The sequence below is a fragment of the Rhodococcus ruber genome (genome assembly GCF_016804345.1).
GTDB classification, from domain to species: Bacteria; Actinomycetota; Actinomycetes; order Mycobacteriales; family Mycobacteriaceae; genus Rhodococcus; species Rhodococcus ruber.
In genome coordinates this window covers 1,458,315-1,474,913 of the sequence record NZ_CP044211.1, presented here as the reverse complement: position 1 = coordinate 1,474,913, position 16,599 = coordinate 1,458,315, and the positions used below count along the sequence as shown (strand labels likewise).

The window sequence follows — 16,599 nt, the reverse complement described above, 5'->3', positions numbered from 1 at the left end:
CGTCAGTCGGTCTGTTCCGGCGGCTCGGCCCCGGCCGGCTCGGCGGCCACGGTCTCGGTGCTCTCCGCGGTCTCGGTGTTCGCTGCAGTCTCGGCGCTCTCCGCCGTCTCGGTGCTCTCCGCCGTCTCGGTGTTCGCTGCAGTCTCGGCGCTCTCCGCCGTCTCGGCGCTCTCCGCGGTCTCGGAGCTCTCCGCCGTCTCGGTGCCAACGGTCCCGCTCTCCATCGCGGCCTCGTCGACCACTGCGGCGGCGGCGTCCCGGTCGTCCGCGCCGGGACGGTCCTGCTCACCTTCGGCGGCGGGCGGCAGGACGACGACCTCGACAGCGGAGTCGTCGTACGGCTCGTGGACCGGGGAGCCGGCGCCGGTCGGCAGGGTGGTGTCCGAGTGGGCTCCGCACCCGTACGCCGAATGCACCACGTGGCCGTCGGCGGCGAATTCGTTGCCGCACACGCCGAACGCCGCGCGCAGGGAACCCGCGAGGGGCAGGTAGAACCCGCACAGCCGGCACGTCGAGGGCGCCGCCTTGGCCATCTCCGACTCCGGACCGTAGTCGCCGTCGTACCAGCGCTGGGCCGCCTCGAGACGTCCCTCGAGGCTCATGACCTGTTTGCGGCCCAGGCCGATCTCGCGGGCCGTCTCGTCGATCTCGGGGTCGCCGGTGGCGACATAGCCCGGCACGAGGCGCGGATCCCCGGCCGGAGGGGCGAGCAGATCACCGGGGCCGAGGTCGCCGGGCCGGATCCGCTCGTTCCACGGCACCCACCGGGGCGCGACCAGGGCGTCCGGTCCGGGCAGCAGCGCCATCTCGCTCACGGTCACCCGATCCGAGCCGGGCGCGGCGGCGACGACGACGGCCCACTGCCAGCCCCGGTACCCGGGCAGTTCCGCGGCGAACCGGTGGGTGGCGGCGCAGTCGTCCTCGGCGGCGACGCCCAGGTACGCGCCGACGCCGGTCTCTCCGGCGTCCAGCAGCGCGGCCCGCGCGACGTCGACGGCGTCGGCCAGCAGAGGCTGTACGAGCTGTTCGGTAGAGGCGGACGCGGAGCCGGACGCAACTGAGGAAGGCACACCACTCACGGAGCCCATTCTGCCGCACGGAACCGTCGCCGCGAGCCTCGGCTGCCATCATGTGGGCATGCGCCGACGTCCGCTCTCCGTCGTGGCCGGTGTCGCGGCCGCGATCGTGGCCGGTGTCGCGGCGGCCGCGTGCGACTCCGCCCCGGCGGATCCGGGTCCGCCGGCCGAGCGCCTGCGCACAGAGATCGTGGCCGTCTACCCGCACGATCCTGCCGCGTTCACCCAGGGGCTCGAGGTGTCCGGCGACGAGCTCCTCGAGGGCACCGGCCTGTCCGGCCGGTCGTGGATCGCGGCGCGATCGCTGGCCACCGGCGCCGAACGGGTCCGGGTCCCGGTGCCGGACGACATGTTCGGCGAGGGCATCACGGTCGCCGGCGCCACCGTGTGGCAGCTGACGTGGCAGGACGGGGTCGCGATCGCCCGCGACCGGGACACCCTGGCCGAACGCGGCCGCGCCGGCTACGACGGGGAGGGCTGGGGACTGTGCGCCCAGGACGACCGGCTGGTGATGAGCGACGGCACGGCGGAGCTGACGTTCCGGCACCCCGGGACCTTCGCCGAGACGGGCCGGGTCACGGTACGGCGCGAGGGCCGCGCCGCCACCCGGCTCAACGAACTCGAGTGCACCGACGACGGCGCGGTGTACGCGAACGTGTGGAAGACGGACGAGATCCTGCGCATCGACCCGGACGCGGGCCGGGTGACCGCCGTGATCGACGCGGGGGCACTGCGCGAACACCTCCCCGAAGACCGGCGCGAGCGCATCGACGTGCTCAACGGAATCGCCCACCTGCCCGGTACCGATCGCTTCCTCGTCACCGGCAAGTACTGGCCGTCGATGTTCGAGGTGCGGTTCGTGCCGTGAACGCGGCACCGGGTACGCCACCGAACGCCGATCCGGCCGGTGCGACAGAATTGTTCCGTGACCGATTCGGACGAGGAACGCGCGCACGACGACGCGGACCGTCGTGCCGACGTCGGCGGTCGTCCCCGCCCGTCGGCCCGGGCCCCGCACCCCGGCAACGGCAACTATCCGCCGCCGCGGCGCACGTCCGCGCGGCGTACCCCCCTGCCGCCGCTGCACCCGGTCGAGGACGTCCGCCGGCACCGGGGCGACGACACGCCCCGCGGCGAGCGCGCCGGCGCCCCGCGGGCCCCGCGGATGCCGCGGAAACTGACGGTCACCCGTGTCGCGGCGCTGCGCAGCCGTGAGCTCACGAGCAAGGGCATCGCGACGTTCCGCCGCGCCGCCACGGCGGACGGCGCGGACCGCTCGGGCCTGACGGCCCTGACCTACGCGACGATGGCGAACTTCGCGAGCGACGCCGCGGTCGCCGTGGCCCTGGCGAACACCCTGTTCTTCTCCGCGGCGACGGGTGAGGACAAGACCAAGGTCGCCCTGTATCTGCTCATCACGATCGCCCCCTTCGCGGTGATCGCCCCGCTGATCGGCCCGCTGCTCGACCGGTTGCAGCACGGCCGCCGGCTGGCACTGGCCACGTCGTTCGCGGCCCGCACCGTGCTCGCCGTGGTGCTGGTGTTCAACTTCGACAGCTGGGGCCTGTACCCCGCGGCCCTGGCGATGATGGTGCTGTCCAAGTCGTTCGCCGTGCTCAAATCGGCGGTGACGCCACGAGTGCTGCCACCCGAGATCGACCTGGTCCGGGTGAACTCGCGGTTGACGGTCTTCGGCCTGGTGGGCGGCACGATGGGCGCCGGGGCGGTTGCCGCCGCCGCGGCCTGGCTGTTCGGCTCGTCGGGGGCCCTGTGGCTGTGCGCCGTCATCACCGCGTTCGGCGCGTACCTGAGCATGCGGATTCCCTCGTGGGTGGAGGTCACCGAGGGTGAGGTGCCGGCCACGCTGTCGTACCACGGCGCCGAGCCCCGCGTCGGAACCCGCACCGAGGTGGTCGCGGCACCCGGGCGCGCCGCCGGCGGGAAGGGCCGTCGCCAGCCGCTGGGACGGGCCGTGCTCACCGGACTGTGGGGTAACGGCACGATCCGGGTACTCACCGGTTTCCTGACCTTGTTCATCGCCTTCGTCGCCAAGTCGAGGACCGAGCACGAGCCCTTGGTCCAGGCCGCCATGCTGGGCCTGGTCGGCGCGGCTGCCGCCGTCGGCAACTTCACCGGCAACGCGACCGGCGCGCGGCTCACCCTGGGCCGGCCGGCCCTGATCGTGGTGCGCTGCACCGCGGCCGTGACGGTGGTGGCGGCGCTGGCCGCTGCGACCGGCAGCCTGTTCACCGCGGCACTGGTGGCGCTGGTGGGGTCCTGCGCGAGCGCACTGGCCAAGGTGTCGCTGGATGCGTCGCTGCAGCAGGACCTCCCGGAGGAGTCCATCGCGTCCGGGTTCGGTCGTTCGGAGACGGTGCTGCAACTGAGCTGGGTGTTCGGTGGGGCGCTGGGGGTGCTGCTGCCCACCGAGTACTGGCTCGGGTTCACCGTGATCACGGTCGTGCTGGCCCTCGGGCTGACGCAGACGATCCTCACCTACCGTGGAGGCACCGTCGTTCCGGGCTTCGGTGGCAAACGCCCGGAACACGCCACCCAGGAGACCACCGGTCGCAGCCCGCGGCCAGGCGGACGTACGACGAGAAACGGAACCCGATGAGACTGCAGCCCCGGACGAAGAAGACGATCGCGATCCTGGTGGTCGTGGCGCTGATCACGATCGGCGGGCTCACCGCGGTCGTGGTCTCCCTCGTCCGGTCGGCACCGCCGAGCCTGCCCACGGTGACGGCGTATGCGCAGGGCCGTGCGGTCACGGTCGAACCCGGCCTGTGCAGCGCCGACGGCACGTGCGCCGGTCTCGAGGCGGTGATGCTCGAGGTTCCGGCCGGCCGGCCGCTGCAGCTGTCGCTGCCGTCGGAGATCGCGGACTCCGACTGGCGGCTCAACGTCACCTACGGTGATCCGCGCACCGGCGAGATCTTCGAGGGGTTCCGCGACTACACGCCCGGGCAGGCCCGGGCCGTGACGGTGCCGTCCGACCCCGGGGCGCAGTTGCTGAACGTGGTGCTGCAGCTGCCCGCGACCGGGGAGCAGGCGCCGGTCTGGGCGATCCAGACGTTCTGAGCACCAGCGCGCACGCGCTCCGGGCCACAGCGCGCACGCGAGAGGGGCCTTCCGGTGCAGCACCGGAAGGCCCCTCTCGCTCGGGTGTCAGGAGTCGAGCTCGCGCGCGACGGCGCGCATGACCTCGGAGATCCGCTGGGCGGTCTTGCGCTCGGGATGACGGCCCTTGCGCAGCTCGGGCTGCACGGTGGCCTCGAGCAGCTTGATCATGTCCTCGACCATGCCGTGCAGTTCGTCGGGGGTGTGCCGCTTCTGGGGAGCCGCCTCGCGCCGGCCACCCTGGCGGACCGAGGGCAACGGATCGAGCAGTTTCAGACTGAGGGCCTGCGGCCCACGACGCCCCGCGGCCATGCCGAACTCGACCCGCTGACCCGGCTTGAGGCCCTCGACCCCGGCCGGGAGCGCGGACGCGCGTACGTAGACGTCCTCGCCCTCCTCCTGGGACAGGAAGCCGAAGCCCTTCTCCACGTCGTACCACTTCACCTTGCCGGTAGGCACTGCGTTCACCCGCTCCTCGACAGCCGTGCCCCGCGGGGCACGAGTGGATATGCAAAACAACGCGCCCCGCTTCGAGTGCGGGACGCGCAGACTTGCGTCAGTGTACCCGGGGCGCAGTCCGCTTCCGAAAGTCCGGCGACGGCGTGCCGGGCCGCGGAAGCACTACGGTGGAACGCGTGGGTACCTCCAGTTCTTCCGTACCGGGCAACGGCCTGCTCAAGGCCGCACTGGCCTGCTTCGCGGTCGGGGTCGTCGCCGTCGTGGCGATCTTCCTGACCCCCGTCGTCACCGACGGCCGGCCGGGCCTGGTCCTGTATCTGCTGACTCTCGCCTGGCCGCTCGGTTTCGTGCTGGCCTTGACCTTCGCGCTGCGCTCCGGCCGGCGCGCCCGCGGAAGGGACCGCACGTGAGGATTCTGCTCAACATCATCTGGCTGGTCTTCGGCGGCCTGTGGCTGGCGCTGGGGTACTTCGTGGCGGGCCTGATCTGCTTCGTGCTGATCATCACCATCCCGTTCGGGATCGCGGCGTTCCGCATCGGTGTGTACGCGCTGTGGCCGTTCGGCAAGACGGTGGTGGACAAGCCCACGGCGGGGGCGGGTTCGCTGATCGGCAACGTGATCTGGGTGATCGTCGCCGGCATCTGGCTCGCCCTGGGGCATGTCGTGACGGCGATCGCGATGGCGATCACAATCATCGGCATCCCGTTGGCGGTCGCGAACCTGAAGATGGTGCCGATCTCGCTGCTGCCGCTCGGGAAGGACATCGTCCCGGTGGACAACCAGCCCAGTTACATGTGACGTTCCTCACATAACGCGGGCATAACGAGGGGGTCGCGGACCGGGACCGGCGATGGACTTTCGGCCCTACCTGCGACTTCATCGCGTCACACCGGGCACCCCTGCACCGCCGGCGCGACGCTCGGCGTTATCAATTGGTGACAATCACCGTCTCGAGCCGTTACCGTCGTGTCCGGCCGGTTGGTTCGGCCACCCCGGGTCCGTCGCGCCAAATCCTGCTCCGCGGATTCCGGGTGTCCCGACGAACGATCCACGGGAGCAGGAAGCGGGGGACCCAACGGTCTCCCAGGGAACACCGATTCCCAGGAGGCACCCGGATCGCCGCCCCGGCGACGGTCCTTGGGGTGAAGCCGAATCGCCCACCGGCGAGGAGGCCGGGCTACCTCTTCAGCCCGAACCCGACAGCTGACCTCGTAGGCGCGTACGGAGAGGAATCGGAACCGACATGAGCGGACGCCATCGCAAACCCACCAACACCGGCCGCACCGTCGCCAAGTTCGCGCTGACCAGCGCTGTTCTCGGCGTCACGGGCGTCGCCTTCAGCGGCACCGCCAACGCCGCTCCCGACTCCGACTGGGATCGCCTCGCGCAGTGCGAGTCCGGCGGCAACTGGGGCATCAACACCGGCAACGGCTACCAGGGTGGCCTGCAGTTCTCCCCCAGCACGTGGAACGCCTACGGCGGCGGCGAGTATGCCGCGACCGCCAACCAGGCCAGCCGTGAAGAGCAGATCGTCGTCGCCGAGCGCGTGCTGGCCGGCCAGGGCTGGGGCGCATGGCCGTCCTGCTCCTCGAGCCTCGGCCTGAGCAGCGCGCCGACGCAGCGCAGCGCGCCGTCCACGAGCGCCGGCACCGTCCAGAACACCCCGGTCGTCGAGGCCGCCCCCGAGGCGCCCGAGCTTCCTGCCCTGCCCGCCGAGGCCCAGGGCCTGCGGGCCGGCTTAGAACAGGGCCTCGAGGCCCTGCGCCAGGCCGGCATCGCCGTCGACCAGAACCTCGTCGACGCGGTCAACGCCGCACTGCCGAACTGACACCCGGCACAGCCACACGAAAGAGCCCCGCACCTGCAGGTGCGGGGCTCTTCTGCAATCCGGGTCAGCGGTTGATGACGGTGCGGGGGTGGGTGTACGGCAGGGCGTCGACGGGCAGCGGGAACTCCATCTCCTCGCCGTACGGGGACAGCGGGCCGGAACGAGTCGAGGACAACTCGGTGACGGCGTGGTCCCCGTCCGCCACCTTGGGCCACCCCGGATCGACGTACTGCTTCTTCGAATTGTCAGCCATGCGCTCATTTTGGCAGGCACGTTCACGGATAGCCACTTCAGGTCTCTAATCTTGGTGTCGATGACCGCCACCGACCCCGCCGCGCCGGAGACCGGCCCGGAGTCACTCGCCCGCTGGCTCGCCGACCGCCGCGACGCCGACCTCGGCGAGCTCCTGCGCGCCCGCCCCGACCTGGTGGTCCCGCCACCCGCCACGATGACCGTCCTGGCCGGCCGCGCACAACAGCGCGCGTCGGTGTTCCGCGCCGCCGACGAGCTCTCCGTCCTCGACTTCGGGGTGGTCGAGGCCCTGACCCGGCTGGGTGCCGACCGGGTGCCCGTCACGCGCCGCGCTCTGCTCGACTCCCTCTCCGGTCGGGTCACGGCCAAGAACGTCGACCGGTCGCTCGAGGCCCTGCGCCGGCTCTCCCTCGTATGGGGCCCGGCCGAGGGGCTGCGGGTCGTCGAGGCCGCCGCCGCGACCGTGCCCTGGCGCCTCGGGCGCGGCCCCGACCCCGATCCCGACCCACAGGACCTCGGCGCCGTCCTCGCCGACCTCGACCCGGCCCGGCGCAGCCTGCTCGACACGCTGGCGCGCACCTCCCCCGTCGGCCGGACCCGCGACGCCGCACCGGACACACCCGCCGACCGGCCCGTGCAGCGCCTGATCGCGGCCGGCCTGCTGATCCGGCTCGACGACGAGACCGTCGAACTGCCGCACCGCGTCGGTCAGGCGCTGCGCGACGAGGCGCCGTTCGACCCCGCCGCCCTGACCCCGCCCCGGCCGCTGCCCGCGACGCACGTCGTCGCCGACGTCAACGCCACCGCGGCGGGTGCCGCCCTCGAGCTGCTGCGGCACTGCGAGAACCTGATCGACGCGCTCGGCGCCCTCCCCGCTCCCGCGCTCAAGTCCGGGGGTCTCGGGGTACGGGAGCTGCGTCGCCTCGCCAAGACCGTCGACGTGGACGAGCAGCTCGCCGCGCTGCTCGTCGAGGTGCTCGCCGCCGCCGGACTGATCGCACGGGGCATGCCGCAGCCGGCGCCGACCACGGACATCGACGACTACTGGGCGCCGACCACCGCCGCCGACGGCTGGTCGAACGCGCCGCCCGCGCAGCGCTGGGCCGTGCTCGCCGGCGCGTGGCTCGACGCGCCGCGCCGCATGTGGCTCGTCGGGCGTCGCGACGCCACCGACAAGCCGATCGCCGCACTCTCCGACGAGGCCCGGTCCACCGCCGCACCCCGTGAGCGGCGCCTGCTGCTCGAGCTGCTCGCCGAGGTACCCGGGTCGGCGCCCGACGCGGACGCGGCTCGAGCCGTGCTGGCCTGGCGGCGGCCGCGGTGGGCGGCCCGGCTCGGCGGTGACACGGTGGCCGAGACGCTGCGCGAAGCGACGGCCCTGGCCGTCGTCGCGCACGGTGCTCTCGCCTCTCCCGGCAAGGCACTGCTGCACGGCGGCGACCCCGACGCCGAGATGGCCGCGGTCCTGCCCGAGCCGGTCGACTACGTGCTCGTCCAGGCCGACCTGACGGTGGTCGCGCCCGGCCCCCTGGTACCGGAACTCGCGGACCGCATCGCTCTCGTCGCCGACGTCGAGTCGGCGGGCGCCGCGACCGTGTACCGGGTGACCGAGGCGGGCGTGCGCCGCGCCCTGGACGCCGGCACCGGCGCCGCCGACCTGCACGCCCTGTTCGCCACGCATTCGCGAACGCCCGTCCCCCAGGCGCTGACCTACCTGATCGACGACGTCGCCCGCCGTCACGGCCGGCTCCGCGCCGGGGTCGCCGCCTCGTTCGTCCGCTCCGACGACCCCGCGCTGCTGGCCGAGGTGCTCGGGCACCCCGTCGCCGCCCGCCTCGCCCTGCGGGCCGTCGCGCCCACGGTCGCGATCTCGCAGGCGCCGCTGGCCGAGGTGCTCGCCGAGCTGCGCGGTGCCGGATTCGCGCCGGCCGGCGAGGACGCCACCGGCGCGGTGCTGGACCTGCGGCCGCGAGGCGCCCGGGTGTCGGTGCCGCGGGCACGGCCCCGCTACGCCGGCCCGATGCCGCCCACCGGGGAGCAACTCGACACCCTGATCCGCACGCTGCGCGCCGGGGACCGGGCCGCGGCCGCCCCGCGCGGGGCCACGGTCCGCGGGGACGGCTCCCGCACCGGTGGTGCCGCGACGATGGCGCTGCTGCAGCTCGCCGCGCACGACAAGCGCAGCGTCCGGATCGGCTACGTCGATGCGCAGGGTGTCGCCACCCATCGCATCGTCGATCCCGTCGCCGTCGGCGGCGGACAGCTCGAGGCCTTCGACCCGGCCGCGGGCACGGTCCGCAGTTTCGTGCTGCACCGCATCACCACGGTCGCCCTCGTCGACTGACGGCGGCGGTGGCGGCCCGGCCGTCCCGCCTGGAGAATAGAGAGGTTGTTCTCTGTTCCCGTGCTAGGAGGCGTCCGTGCCCGACGGACCGTTGATCGTCCAGTCCGACAAGACCCTGCTCCTCGAGGTCGACCACGCGCTCGCGAACGAGGCCCGGCAGGCGATCGCCCCGTTCGCCGAACTCGAACGCGCCCCCGAGCATGTGCACACCTACCGCGTCACCCCGCTGGCGTTGTGGAACGCCCGGGCCGCGGGGCACGACGCCGAGCAGGTCGTCGACGCCCTCGTCAGCCACTCCCGGTTCGCCGTCCCGCAGCCGCTGCTCGTCGACATCGTCGACACCATGGCCCGCTACGGACGGCTGCAGCTGGTGAAGAATCCCGCGCACGGCCTGACCCTGGTCAGTCTCGACCGGGCGGTGCTCGAGGAGGTGATGCGCAACAAGAAGATCGCCCCGATGCTCGGCGCGCGGCTCGACGACGACACCGTGATCGTGCATCCGAGCGAGCGTGGCCGGCTCAAGCAGATGCTGCTCAAGGTGGGCTGGCCGGCCGAGGACCTCGCCGGCTACGTCGACGGGGAGGCGCACGCGATCAGCCTCGACTTCGAGTCCCACCCCTGGCATCTGCGGGACTACCAGGAGATGGCCGCGGACTCGTTCTGGGCCGGCGGCTCCGGCGTGGTCGTGCTGCCCTGCGGGGCGGGCAAGACGATGGTGGGTGCGGCCGCGATGGCCAAGGCCGGTGCCACCACCCTGATCCTGGTGACCAACACCGTCGCGGGGCGGCAGTGGAAGCGCGAACTGATCGCGCGCACGTCGCTCACCGAGGACGAGATCGGCGAGTACTCCGGGGAGAAGAAGGAGATCCGCCCGGTCACCATCGCCACCTACCAGGTGATCACCCGCAAGTCGAAGGGCGAGTACCGCAACCTCGAACTGTTCGACTCCCGCGACTGGGGGCTGATGATCTACGACGAGGTGCACCTGCTGCCCGCACCGGTGTTCCGGATGACGGCCGATCTGCAGTCCCGGCGCCGGCTCGGCCTCACCGCGACGCTCGTGCGCGAGGACGGCCGCGAGGGCGACGTGTTCTCGCTCATCGGTCCCAAGCGCTACGACGCGCCGTGGAAGGACATCGAGGCCCAGGGCTGGATCGCGCCCGCGGAGTGCGTGGAGGTGCGGGTGACCCTGACCGACGCGGAACGGATGGCGTACGCGGTCGCCGAGCCCGAGGAACGGTACAAGCTGTGCTCGACCGCGCACACGAAGATCGCGGTGGTGAAGTCGATCCTGGCCCGGCACCGCGACTCCCCCACCCTGATCATCGGCGCGTACCTCGATCAGCTCGACGAACTCGGCGCGGCGCTCGACGCCCCGGTGATCAAGGGCTCGACCCGGAACAAGGAGCGCGAGGAGCTGTTCGACCGCTTCCGCGCCGGCGAGCTGAAGGTGCTCGTCGTGTCCAAGGTCGCGAACTTCTCGATCGACCTGCCCGAGGCCTCGGTGGCGGTGCAGGTGTCCGGCACGTTCGGCTCGCGTCAGGAAGAGGCGCAGCGTCTCGGCCGGTTGCTGCGTCCCAAGCACGACGGCGGGCAGGCGCACTTCTACTCGGTCGTCGCGCGTGACACCCTCGACGCCGAGTACGCCGCGCACCGGCAGCGGTTCCTCGCCGAACAGGGCTACGCGTACCGGATCACCGACGCCGACGATCTGCTCGGGCCCGCCATCGGCTGATCGCGGTTCAGCCGGCCGGGAGGCGATACTCCTGTTCCGGTCGTCCCGTGCTGCCGTACCGCAGCTGCATCCGCAGCTGCCCCTTGGTGACGAGCGCGGCGAGATAACGCTGAGCCGTCGCGCGGGACACCCCGATCGTCACCGCCACCTCCCCTGCCGACATGGGCGTCGCCGACGACGAGAGAGCCTGCAGAACAAGCTCTTTGGTCACCGAACGGGGAGCCCGGTCTGCGGCGCCCGACGGGGCGGGCCGCAGCGCGGCCAGCGCCGAGTCGATCTCGGCCTGGCTGAGTTCGGCTCCGGCGACCAGACGCCGGTACTGCGCGTACGCCGACAACCGCCGCGCGAGTTCGGTATTGGGAAACGGCTTGACCAGATACCCCGAGGCGCCGGCGGCCAGCGCGGCCCGCACCGTCGTGCCCTCGGCCGCCGCGCCGAGTACGAATGCGTCGCAGTCGAGTTCGCGGATCAGATCGATGCCGGAGCCGTCGGGCAGGTACACGTCCACGAGCGCGAGATCGATCGCGGTCTCGCGGACCGCGGCCCGGGCGGCCGCGAGGGTGCCGGCGACCGCCGCCACCCGGAACCCGGCGACCGCGGCCACCACGCTCTCGTGCAGCTCCGCGACCCGGAAGTCGTCGTCGACGACGAGCACCGTCAGATCGGATCCGCCCATCCGGTGTCTCCTTCGTCGAGTACGTCGATCAGGGTGGCGACGAACACCGCGCCGCCCGTGGGATTGTCCGGGGTGCGCCGCCCGCCGGGATCGGCGAGGGTCACATCGCCCCCGTGCTGCCGGGCCACCTGCCGCGCCAGGGCCAGGCCCATGCCGCGACCACCCGGGACGGCGCCGTCGGCGTGGGTGGTGACGCCCTCCCCGAAGATCTCCTCGGCCCGCCCGGCGGCGACCCCGGCACCGGTGTCCGCGACGGCCACATGCAGGTCGCGCCCGGCCTCGACGAGTTCTACCTCCACCTCGGCGGGGTCGTGCCCGCGCTCGCGAGCCGCCTCGATCGCGTTGTCGAGCAGATTGCCCAGCACGGTCGTGACGTCCACGGGGCATCGGACGGTGCCTCGCACCCAGGTGTTCTCGCCGAGAACCAGCGTCACCCCGCTCTCCCGCGCGTGGGCAGCCTTGGCGGTGAGAAAGGCGTGCAGGTACGGATCGGCGACGGCGTCGAGCCCGTCGAGTGGCCGGCCCGCCGGTCCGGCTCCGAGGAGCTGCTCGAGGTACTCGGTGGCCTGCGCGCTGCGCCCCTGCTGCAGCAGGCCGTAGAGCAGATGCAGACGATTGGCCGTCTCGTGGCGCTGGGCCCGCAGCGCGGTGGTCAGCGACTGCACGGCGTCCAGCTCGCGGGTGAGCTTCTCGACGTCGGTCCGGTCGCGCACCGACATCACGGTGCCCAGGTCGCGCCCGTCCCGCCGGACGCGACGCGCCACGGCGAGGACGATCCGGTCCCCCACGGCCGCAGCCACCGGCTCGTCGCGGGGGCTGCGTGCGACGTCGAGCAGGCGCGGGGTCAGGCCGATGCCCTCGAGCCGGTCCCCCACCCCGCCCCGCAGGTCGAGCAGCCGGCGGGCCTCGGCGTTGACGACGGTGACCGTGCCCTCCGTGTCGGCACCGATCACCCCTTCCCCGATGCCGTGGAGCACCACCTCCTGCTCGCGGACCAGCTCGGCCAGCTGCTCGGGTTCGAGGCCGAGGGTCAGCCGCTTCCACCGCCGGGCCAGCAGCGCCGAGCCCGCGGCACCGCAGGCCAGGGCGCCGGCTGCGACGAGAGACGCCTGTGCGACGTCCTCGCGTAGTTCCGACCGGATGCGGTCCGTGGCGATCCCGACACTGACCTCGCCGACGACCCGATCCGAGCCGGGCGCGACGACCGGCACCTTGGCCCGGACGGAGTCGCCCAGGGTGCCGCGCTCGCTGCGCACCACCTCGCGGCCGGCCAGGGCCTCGTCCGGGTCGGTACTGACGCGTAGTCCGAGCAGGTCGGGGTCGGGGTGGGCCAGGCGCAGCCCCTGCTCGTCCGTGACCACCACGAACAGCGCACCCGTGGCGTCGCGGACCGCCTCGGCGGCCTGCTGGACGGTGCCGGAGGCGAGTTCCGGGTTGCCGGGGGCGACGACCCCGTCGTCGGCGGCGGCGAGCCGGGCCACCTCGGCCCGGACCGTGGCATCGACTGCCACGGTCCGGGCGACGGCGAGGGCTCGTTGTCCGTGCTCATCGGTGACGCGGTGCTCGGTGGTGGTGACGAACGCCGCGAACCCCAGCCCGAGGGCCGCCGCGACCACGGCGGACTGCAACAGCAGCACCTGGGTCCGCAGCCTCACGACGCCTCCGGTGGTTCCGGGTCCGACACGATCGATCCGTTTCCCGCGACGGTACGTCGCCGCCGGGCTCAGCCGAGCGGGATCTGACCCAGTGCGACGCCCACGACCAGCATCGTGAGCGAGACGATCGTCGCACGCCACAGCACCTTGCGGTGGTGGTCGGCGAGCTGCACGCCGGCGAGGGTGACGAGCAGCAGGATCGCGGGTACGAGGGGGCTCTGCATGTGTACGGGCTGGCCGGTGATCGACGCGCGGGCCATCTCGACCGGTTCGATCCCGTACTGGGCGGCGGTCTCGGCGAGCACCGGTAGCACCCCGAAGTAGAAGGCGTCGTTGGTCATGAAGAACGTGAACGGAATGCTGAGCACCCCCGTGATCACCGCGAGGAACGGGCCGAGCGCGTCCGGGATCACCCCGGTCAGCCACAGCGCCATCGACTCCACCATGCCGGTGCCCTGGAACACCCCGGTCAGGACGGCCGCGGCGAACACCATGGCGACCACCGACACGATGCTCGACGAGTGCCGGACGATCGCCTCGGACTGGTCGGCCACGCGCGGGAAGTTCACCGCCAGCGCCAGACCGGCGGCGATCATGAACAGCACGGGGATGGGCAGGACGTCGAGGCCGAGGACGACGAGCAGCGCGACGGTGAGCAGGGCGTTGAACGGCAGCAGCTTCGGTCGCAGGGTTGCGCGGTTCGGATCGAGGGCGGCGGCGAATCCGCCGGTCTGGTCGTCGCTGTCGCCGGCGTCGGCCCCCGGGCCGGTCCCGGTCGCTCGGGATCCGCCCGATCCGCCGGAGCCGGTCGATCCGCCGCGGCCGACACCCGCGAGGACCGGTTCCGCGGTCCACACCAGCTTGCCGAGTCGCCGGCGCTCCATGACACCGAGGTGCAGCGCGAAGCCGAGCACGACGACCAGGCCCACGAGCAGCGAGGGGATCATCGGCACGAACACGTCCGACGGGGACAGGCCCAGGGCGCTGGCGGCACGGACCGTCGGCCCGCCCCACGGGATGATGTTCATCGTCGCGTTCGCCAGGCCCGCGACGACCGTCAGGATCACGGGGCTCACCCGCAGCTTCAGGTACAGCGGCAGCATCGCCGACGTGGTGATGATGAACGTGGTCGAGCCGTCGCCGTCCAGGGAGACGATCATCGCGAGCACCGCGGTGCCGACGACGAGCCGCGCCGGGTCGTCGCGCACGAGCCGCAGGATCAACCGCACCAGCGGGTCGAACAGTCCGACGTCGATCATGATCCCGAAGAAGATGATCGCGAAGAACAGCAGCGCCGCGGTCGGGGCCAGGTCGGTGACGCCGTCGACGATCATGTCGCCGAGATCGAGACCGGCGCCGGCGAACAGCCCGAAGGCGACCGGGACGAGGATGAGACCGACGACGGGCGTGGCCCTCTTGGAGAGGATCAAGTACATGAAGACGGCGACCATGAGGAAGCCGAGGAAGACAAGCACGATCTGCTCGCTTTCGTCTGGGGACGGTGCGGAGGGGGTTCGAGAAACCGGGCCGCCGCCCGGTGTGATCCCTGCTACACCGAAGTGTGAGGCCGCCCACTCCGAGTGGTCACCGTTGCGTGCGATAGCCCCGTTGTGCGCATTCTGCTCGAGTTGAGGCCGGAGCCTCACGACAGGTTTCCCCGGCACCGCCGGGGGTAGCCGTAGGTATGGGTGCACGGGGCACAGCAGAGGGTCGGACCGCACGCGGCGCCGGCCGAACGGCCGGGGGCAGGGAACGCACATCTCGCAGACGGGCAGCCGCCCCGAAGTCGACGACCGCGGCCACGACGACGTCGGCCACGACGCGGTCGGACACCGCGAAGTCGACGACCGCGCGATCCGGCACCGCGAAATCCACCACCGCACGATCCGGCACCGCGAAATCCACCACCGCACGATCCGGCACCGCGAAATCCACCACCGCACGATCCGGCACCGCACGATCCGGCACCGCGAAATCCACCACCGCGAAATCCACCACCGGGAAATCGACCACCGCGCGGTCGGCCACGGCTGCGCCACGGCGGACGGACCCGGATCGGCGAGCCGGACGCGCCGCCGCCGGAACCCGTACGGCGCCGGACGCCCCACGGCGCGCCCGGACGCAGGACACCGCTACGCGCCGGACCCGTCCGCGGACGCAGACCGCCGACGAGCAGGCTCGGTCGCGGACCCGTGAGAGGCCGCGCACGTCCACCGGCTCCCGGCCCCGGTCGTCCGAGCGCCCACCGGTGGCGACATCGGAACGTCCCGGACCGGGGCTCGACGACCGCGCTCCGCGTCGCAAGCGCCGGCCCTTCGCGGCCGCCGTCGAGTGGCTGAAGACCCACGTTCGCCGGCTCGCCCGGGCGGTGCGGAAGCGCCGGGACGCGGTGCTGCGCGATGCCCCCGCCTCGACGGACCAGCTCATCGATACCGTCACCGAGGGCAGTGCGAGCACAAGAGCCGTCCTCAAAGGCGCCGGGGCCGCCCTGACCGGCAAGAACCCCGTGTGGGCCGCCGTCAAGGGCCTGATCTCCGGCCTGAGCACCAGGACGAAGATCCTGTTGGCCCTCCTCGCCGTCCTGGTCGCGCTGCTGGCTCCGGTCCTGCTCGTGGTCGCGCTGCTGGCCCTGCTCGTCGCGTGGCTGGTCGCGGCGGTACGGGCCGCCACCCGGTGAGCGCCCCTCGGCACCACGCCCCTCGACACCACGCCCCTCGACACCAGGCCACGGCCAGCCCCGGCAGGACTCCACCACGGCGGGCCGGTCGCATAAGCTGACGTCGTGCGTCGTTTCGACTTTCCCGTGGACCTGCCCCACGCCAAGGCCGTCAATCAGACCGTCGCCGAGGTGCGACGACTACGGGTGTCGGCGATCGTGCTGGCGGTGCTGTTCACCGTAGCCGCCGTATGGCTGATCGCGGTCGGCCGGGCGTGGTCCTTCGTCGTCGCGGCCGTGGTCGTCGTCGCCGCGCTCACTTCCGCGTGGGTCGCGGTGTGGGCTCCGCGCAAGGTGGGCACGATCCAGGATCTGTACCGGGACAGCCCGCTGGTTCCGGCCGTGGTCTCCGAAATCCGGCCGCGCGGGATGACGCTGCTCGCGCTCGTCGACATCGCCAAGCCGCAGACCGACGGTCACCGCTACGCCCTGGTCGCCCGGGACGTCACAGCCGTACCGGGGCACCGGGTGCGGGTCGGCGAGCGCGTGCCGTCCGTCGCGGTGCTGTCGGACCGCACCACCCGCAACACGAGCGGCGTGTGGCAGATGGTCAGCCCGATGCCGATCGCATGGGGCACCCGGGACGCTTCGGTGCTGCGCGAGGCCGCCGCCGCGATCGACGAGACCGAGTGGAAGGTGCTCGAAGGCAAGCTTTCCCGCTCGGACGAGGTCGCGGCCAGCGAGGAGCGCCGGCTCGTGCTGGACCCGAAGGACCTGCCCGCCGACCTGCGCTGACC

The 16,599-nt window shown here is 72.5% G+C and carries 17 protein-coding genes and 1 riboswitch; of the genes, 10 read left to right on the top strand and 7 right to left on the bottom strand.

Annotated features, from left to right (window positions below; genetic code table 11):
• Window positions 1-2: 2 nt before the first annotated feature.
• Window positions 3-1,088, bottom strand: coding sequence for a DUF3027 domain-containing protein (locus F1734_RS06895; protein WP_203011459.1), 1,086 nt, complete (start codon window positions 1,086-1,088; stop codon window positions 3-5).
• A gap of 49 nt (window positions 1,089-1,137) precedes the next feature.
• Here F1734_RS06895 and F1734_RS06890 point away from each other — a divergent pair, with 49 nt between their 5' ends.
• The 3 genes from F1734_RS06890 to F1734_RS06880 are packed head-to-tail and all read left to right on the top strand — an operon-like array spanning window position 1,138 to window position 4,157.
• Window positions 1,138-1,944, top strand: coding sequence for a glutaminyl-peptide cyclotransferase (locus tag F1734_RS06890; protein ID WP_010593978.1), 807 nt, complete (start codon window positions 1,138-1,140; stop codon window positions 1,942-1,944).
• A gap of 57 nt (window positions 1,945-2,001) precedes the next feature.
• Window positions 2,002-3,693 (top strand): MFS transporter, encoded by a 1,692-nt coding sequence (locus F1734_RS06885; RefSeq protein WP_017679361.1) that lies wholly within the window; start codon window positions 2,002-2,004, stop codon window positions 3,691-3,693.
• The gene (locus F1734_RS06880; protein ID WP_010593975.1) at window positions 3,690-4,157 is read left to right on the top strand and encodes a DUF2771 family protein; all 468 of its coding nucleotides are present in this window, start codon (window positions 3,690-3,692) and stop codon (window positions 4,155-4,157) included. Before F1734_RS06885 ends, F1734_RS06880 begins: the two co-directional genes overlap by 4 nt.
• An 87-nt stretch (window positions 4,158-4,244) precedes the next feature.
• Here the strand turns inward: F1734_RS06880 and F1734_RS06875 are convergent, their stop codons facing one another.
• Window positions 4,245-4,655 (bottom strand): cold-shock protein, encoded by a 411-nt coding sequence (locus F1734_RS06875; RefSeq protein ID WP_010593974.1) that lies wholly within the window; start codon window positions 4,653-4,655, stop codon window positions 4,245-4,247.
• Window positions 4,656-4,822: 167 nt separating this feature from the next.
• On the opposite strand from F1734_RS06875, the gene F1734_RS06870 reads away from it, so the two are divergent.
• The 3 genes from F1734_RS06870 (at window position 4,823) to F1734_RS06860 (ending at window position 6,484) form a co-directional block, all read left to right on the top strand.
• Window positions 4,823-5,065, top strand: a complete 243-nt coding sequence (locus tag F1734_RS06870) for a hypothetical protein (protein ID WP_010593973.1) — start codon at window positions 4,823-4,825, stop codon at window positions 5,063-5,065.
• Complete coding sequence (locus tag F1734_RS06865; protein ID WP_203011458.1) at window positions 5,062-5,454, top strand: YccF domain-containing protein; 393 nt, start codon at window positions 5,062-5,064, stop codon at window positions 5,452-5,454. Before F1734_RS06870 ends, F1734_RS06865 begins: the two co-directional genes overlap by 4 nt.
• Before the next feature lie 211 nt (window positions 5,455-5,665).
• Window positions 5,666-5,890: riboswitch (cyclic di-AMP (ydaO/yuaA leader) on the top strand.
• Between the two features lie 9 nt (window positions 5,891-5,899).
• Window positions 5,900-6,484 (top strand): resuscitation-promoting factor Rpf1 domain-containing protein, encoded by a 585-nt coding sequence (locus tag F1734_RS06860; protein WP_203011457.1) that lies wholly within the window; start codon window positions 5,900-5,902, stop codon window positions 6,482-6,484.
• A gap of 64 nt (window positions 6,485-6,548) precedes the next feature.
• On the opposite strand, the gene F1734_RS06855 is transcribed toward F1734_RS06860, so the two are convergent.
• Entirely contained in the window at window positions 6,549-6,737 is a 189-nt protein-coding gene (locus tag F1734_RS06855) for a hypothetical protein (protein ID WP_003936421.1), read from the bottom strand.
• Window positions 6,738-6,797: 60 nt separating this feature from the next.
• Here F1734_RS06855 and F1734_RS06850 point away from each other — a divergent pair, with 60 nt between their 5' ends.
• Together F1734_RS06850 and F1734_RS06845 are read left to right on the top strand one after the other, a co-directional pair.
• Complete coding sequence (locus tag F1734_RS06850; protein ID WP_040274158.1) at window positions 6,798-9,080, top strand: helicase-associated domain-containing protein; 2,283 nt, start codon at window positions 6,798-6,800, stop codon at window positions 9,078-9,080.
• A gap of 76 nt (window positions 9,081-9,156) precedes the next feature.
• A complete protein-coding gene (locus F1734_RS06845; protein WP_017682144.1) occupies window positions 9,157-10,815 on the top strand; it encodes a DNA repair helicase XPB in 1,659 nt (552 codons plus the stop codon).
• A 7-nt stretch (window positions 10,816-10,822) separates the two neighbouring features.
• On the opposite strand, the gene F1734_RS06840 is transcribed toward F1734_RS06845, so the two are convergent.
• The 4 genes from F1734_RS06840 to F1734_RS06825 all read right to left on the bottom strand — a co-directional run bounded on the left by F1734_RS06840 (window position 10,823) and on the right by F1734_RS06825 (window position 15,174).
• Window positions 10,823-11,491 (bottom strand): response regulator, encoded by a 669-nt coding sequence (locus F1734_RS06840; protein ID WP_203011456.1) that lies wholly within the window; start codon window positions 11,489-11,491, stop codon window positions 10,823-10,825.
• Window positions 11,473-13,146: a sensor histidine kinase gene (locus F1734_RS06835; protein ID WP_140188335.1), complete on the bottom strand. Its 1,674-nt coding sequence runs from the start codon at window positions 13,144-13,146 to the stop codon at window positions 11,473-11,475. The genes F1734_RS06840 and F1734_RS06835 overlap by 19 nt, the downstream gene beginning before the upstream one ends.
• A gap of 68 nt (window positions 13,147-13,214) precedes the next feature.
• Window positions 13,215-14,621, bottom strand: coding sequence for a CitMHS family transporter (locus F1734_RS06830; RefSeq protein WP_010593965.1), 1,407 nt, complete (start codon window positions 14,619-14,621; stop codon window positions 13,215-13,217).
• 109 nt (window positions 14,622-14,730) lie between these two features.
• The gene (locus F1734_RS06825; RefSeq protein WP_064065849.1) at window positions 14,731-15,174 is read right to left on the bottom strand and encodes a hypothetical protein; all 444 of its coding nucleotides are present in this window, start codon (window positions 15,172-15,174) and stop codon (window positions 14,731-14,733) included.
• Window positions 15,175-15,394: 220 nt separating this feature from the next.
• On the opposite strand from F1734_RS06825, the gene F1734_RS06820 reads away from it, so the two are divergent.
• Together F1734_RS06820 and F1734_RS06815 are read left to right on the top strand one after the other, a co-directional pair.
• Entirely contained in the window at window positions 15,395-15,823 is a 429-nt protein-coding gene (locus tag F1734_RS06820) for a hypothetical protein (protein ID WP_048772363.1), read from the top strand.
• Between the two features lie 105 nt (window positions 15,824-15,928).
• A complete protein-coding gene (locus F1734_RS06815) occupies window positions 15,929-16,597 on the top strand; it encodes a DUF3239 domain-containing protein (protein WP_026138092.1) in 669 nt (222 codons plus the stop codon).
• Window positions 16,598-16,599 lie beyond the last annotated feature (2 nt).

Excerpts from the sequence above, each read along its gene's own strand:
- F1734_RS06895 (WP_203011459.1), bottom strand. The coding sequence starts at position 1,088 with ATGGGCTCCGTGAGTGGTGTGCCTTCCTCAGTTGCGTCCGGCTCCGCG.
- F1734_RS06890 (WP_010593978.1), top strand. The coding sequence starts at position 1,138 with ATGCGCCGACGTCCGCTCTCCGTCGTGGCCGGTGTCGCGGCCGCGATC.
- F1734_RS06880 (WP_010593975.1), top strand. The coding sequence starts at position 3,690 with ATGAGACTGCAGCCCCGGACGAAGAAGACGATCGCGATCCTGGTGGTC.
- F1734_RS06860 (WP_203011457.1), top strand. The coding sequence starts at position 5,900 with ATGAGCGGACGCCATCGCAAACCCACCAACACCGGCCGCACCGTCGCC.
- F1734_RS06855 (WP_003936421.1), bottom strand. The coding sequence starts at position 6,737 with ATGGCTGACAATTCGAAGAAGCAGTACGTCGATCCGGGGTGGCCCAAG.
- F1734_RS06850 (WP_040274158.1), top strand. The coding sequence starts at position 6,798 with ATGACCGCCACCGACCCCGCCGCGCCGGAGACCGGCCCGGAGTCACTC.
- F1734_RS06840 (WP_203011456.1), bottom strand. The coding sequence starts at position 11,491 with ATGGGCGGATCCGATCTGACGGTGCTCGTCGTCGACGACGACTTCCGG.